The sequence below is a fragment of the Pseudorhodoplanes sp. genome (assembly GCF_046289595.1).
Lineage (GTDB): Bacteria > Pseudomonadota > Alphaproteobacteria > Rhizobiales > Xanthobacteraceae > Pseudorhodoplanes.
Window position 1 is genome coordinate 1 of record NZ_JBKBVB010000212.1, and the last position, 3,443, is coordinate 3,443.

Here is a 3,443-nt window from a genome sequence, read left to right on the forward strand (position 1 = left end):
CCGAACACCGCAAGGCAGCCGACCTGATCGGCGCGTGGATGCGCGCGGCCGGGATGACCGTGACCGAAGACGCGCTCGGTACTGTGCGCGGACACTGGCATCCCGAGAAAAAGAAGCGCCTCTTGATCGGATCGCATATCGATACCGTGATCGATGCCGGCAAATACGATGGCCCGCTCGGGGTCGTTGCTGGCATTCTGGCTGTCCACGAGCTTGCGAAACGAAACATCGATCTACCCTTCGGTATCGATGTGCTGGCCTTCGGCGATGAGGAGGGCTCGCGTTTTCGCACCACACTGGCAGGCTCGTCGGCCTGCGCCGGCGCGTTCGACCGCTCGTCGCTCGCCTTCCCGGACCGCAATGGGATCTCTCTCGCCGATGCGATCGAGGCCTATGGGCACAGCGTCGCCGATATTCCGGCCGCAGCCTATGACCCCGCAGATGTCGTTGCCTTTGTCGAAGTCCATATCGAACAGGGCCCGGTGCTGGAGGCGCAAGACCTGCCGCTCGGCGTCGTCACCGGAATCGTCGGGCAGAGCCGGATGCGTGTGATTGTGCTCGGCGAGGCGGGACATGCCGGGACGGTGCCGATGCCGATGCGGCACGATGCGCTGATGGGCGCGGCGGAATTGATGCTGCTGATCGAACGGACCGCGCTCGAGAATGCCGACAATGGCATGGTGGCGACCGTCGGTCGCATCGAGGCGTCGCCCGGTGCAACCAATGTGATCCCCGGCCGGGTCGGCTTCTCGCTGGAGTTCCGCTCGTCGTCGGACGACAAGCGCAAGGCCGCCATCGAGCTGGTCAAGGCCGATGCTCAGCGCATCGGTGTGAGGCGCAGACTGGAATTCGCCTTCGAGCCGTTCCACGAGACCGACACCACGGCCTGCACGCCGTCTCTGCAGGACGCGATGGCAGAGGCGATCGGATCGCTCGGCTATCCTGCAATCCGCCTGCCGTCGGGCGCCGGGCACGACGCGCAGATGATGGCGAAACTCTGTCCGATGGCGATGCTGTTCGTGCGTTGCAGGGATGGCATCAGTCACAATCCGGCGGAATTCGCGAGCGAGGCGGATATGGGACTGAGCGTCGCGGCGCTGGTACGCTTCATCGAGGGACTGGCGGGCAAGGCAGCGGCAAAGTAGCAAACTGGGGCGCAGCATGGGCGACTTCATCGACGCCAATTTTCCGCGCGAAGTCGACTTTCTCAAAGCGCTGGTGCGGGTGCCGTCCGACAATCCGCCCGGCGATTGCGCGCACCACGCCGAGGAGGCGGCGCGATTGCTCGAAGGACTGGGCTTTGCGGTCGCACGGCATACGGTGCCGGACGGCATTGTAAAGCAGCACGGCATGGTGTCGGCCACCAATCTGATCGTGCGCGAGACTTTCGGCAGCGGCAGGGGGCCGGTGATTGCGATGAATGCGCATGGCGACGTGGTGCCGCCGGGCGAGGGCTGGACCCACGACCCCTACGGCGCGGTGGAAAAGGGTGGCGCCATCTATGGCCGCGGCGCTGCGGTGTCGAAGTCCGACTTTGCGACCTACGCCTTCGCACTGCTGGCACTGAAGGACAATCCGCTAGGTCTCGACGGCACGGTGGAGTTGCACCTGACCTATGACGAGGAAATTGGCGGCCATACCGGTCCGGACTGGCTGTTGAAGCAGAAGCTGACCACGCCGGACATCGCATTCTCCGCGGGCTTTTCCTATGCCGTCGTGACCGCGCATAACGGCGTGCTGCATCTGGAAATTACCGTCAGCGGCAGGCAGGCGCATGCGGCCATGCCGGAAAGCGGTGCCGATGCGCTCGAAGCCGCGACCAGAATCCTTGCCGCGATCTACAAAGAGCGGAAACGCCTCACCCGGATCAAGTCAAAGCTGCGCGGGATCGGTTCCCCGAAGATCACGGTCGGCCTCATCGCGGGCGGCATCAACACCAATGTGGTGCCGGACCGCATCGTGATGCGGGTCGACCGCCGCCTGATCCCGGAAGAGAAGGGCACCAGGGTGGAGCGCGAATTGATCGCGTTGGTCAAGCGCGCAGGAGCCGGGAAAGGCATAAAGATCACATGCCGTCGGATATTGTTCGCCGAGCCATTGAAACCGGGACCCGGCGTGAAACGGGTGGTCGAGACTATTCAGCGCCACGCCAAGCGCGAATTGAAGACTCCAATTCCGGAAACCGGTGTGCCGCTTTACACGGATGCGCGACACTACAGTGCGGCGGGAATCCCAACGGTGCTGTATGGCGCGGGTCCGCGCTCAATCCTCGAGGCCAATGCCCATTCGGCCAACGAACACATCAAGCTGTCGGACCTGAAGGCCGCGACCAAGATCGTCGAAGCGAGTTTGCGGGACTTGCTCAAAGCCTGAAACAGCACCGGCCCGCGCGAGGCGGGCCGGGTAACACCGCTCAGACGCAGCGGCATTTCGATCCTTCGCAATAATAGCGCGTACCAGGTGGGCAGCGCTGCGCGTCGGCCGGAACGACGGTGCTCAGAAACACAATAGCGGAAAGCGCAAGCAGCAGGTATTTCATTTCAAGTCCCCAAAACCCCCTCGACAGTGAGGCGGGCGGACCTTCGGCTGACTCGCGCGGTTGCAAAACTCACATTCTGTTGAACGCGCAGTCGGAAATGGCCGGTGCCGATCAGAAACCGACCGCGCTGCCGAACAGATCGTATGCGTCGGCGCGATCGATTTTCACTTGGGCGAATTCGCCGACCCGCAGCGGGCGGCGGCTCGTCACATGAACCGCACCGTCGATCTCCGGCGCGTCGGCCTTGCTGCGGCCTTTGCCACCCTGCGGGGTGATTTCGTCGATCAGCACCTGCTGGCGCGATCCAACCTTGCGCTTCAGGCGCCGCGCAGAAATCGCCTGCTGCTTCTTCATGAAGCGGTGCCAGCGTTCCTCTTTCACTTCCGGCGGAACAGCACCATCGAGTGCGTTTGATGATGCGCCGTCCACCGGCTCGTATTTGAAGCACCCGACACGATCGAGTGCGGCTTCGTCGAGCCAGTCGAGCAGGAACTGGAAGTCGGAATCGGTCTCTCCCGGAAAGCCGACGATGAAGGTAGAGCGGATCGTCAGATCGGGGCAGACCTCGCGCCAGCGCGCGATGCATTCGAGAGTCTTTTCCTGCGCCGCCGGACGCTTCATCCGCTTGAGCACATCCGGGCTCGCATGCTGGAACGGAATGTCGAGATAAGGCAGCACCTTGCCCTCCGCCATCAGCGGGATGACATCGTCGACATGGGGGTAGGGGTACACATAATGCAGCCGCACCCAGACGCCGAGTTCGCCAAGCTCGCGCGCCAGCGGAACGAACTTCGCCTGCACCTCGCGATCCTTCCAAGTGCTGACGGCATATTTCGTATCGACCCCGTAGGCCGAGGTGTCCTGCGAGATCACCAGCAGTTCCTTGACGCCGGCCGCGACCAGG

The 3,443-nt window shown here is 63.3% G+C and carries 3 protein-coding genes; 2 read left to right on the top strand and 1 reads right to left on the bottom strand.

Annotation, left to right across the window (positions count from 1 at the left end; all coding sequences use genetic code 11):
- Together ACK41X_RS23095 and ACK41X_RS23100 are read left to right on the top strand one after the other, a co-directional pair.
- Positions 1-1,145, top strand: a 1,145-nt coding sequence (locus tag ACK41X_RS23095) for a Zn-dependent hydrolase (protein ID WP_409728563.1), incomplete at its 5' end; no start/stop codon positions are given.
- 16 nt (positions 1,146-1,161) lie between these two features.
- Positions 1,162-2,373, top strand: coding sequence for an ArgE/DapE family deacylase (locus tag ACK41X_RS23100; protein ID WP_409728567.1), 1,212 nt, complete (start codon positions 1,162-1,164; stop codon positions 2,371-2,373).
- A 277-nt stretch (positions 2,374-2,650) separates the two neighbouring features.
- Here the strand turns inward: ACK41X_RS23100 and ACK41X_RS23105 are convergent.
- The coding region (locus tag ACK41X_RS23105; protein WP_409728570.1) for a radical SAM protein at positions 2,651-3,443 on the bottom strand (793 nt) is incomplete at its 5' end.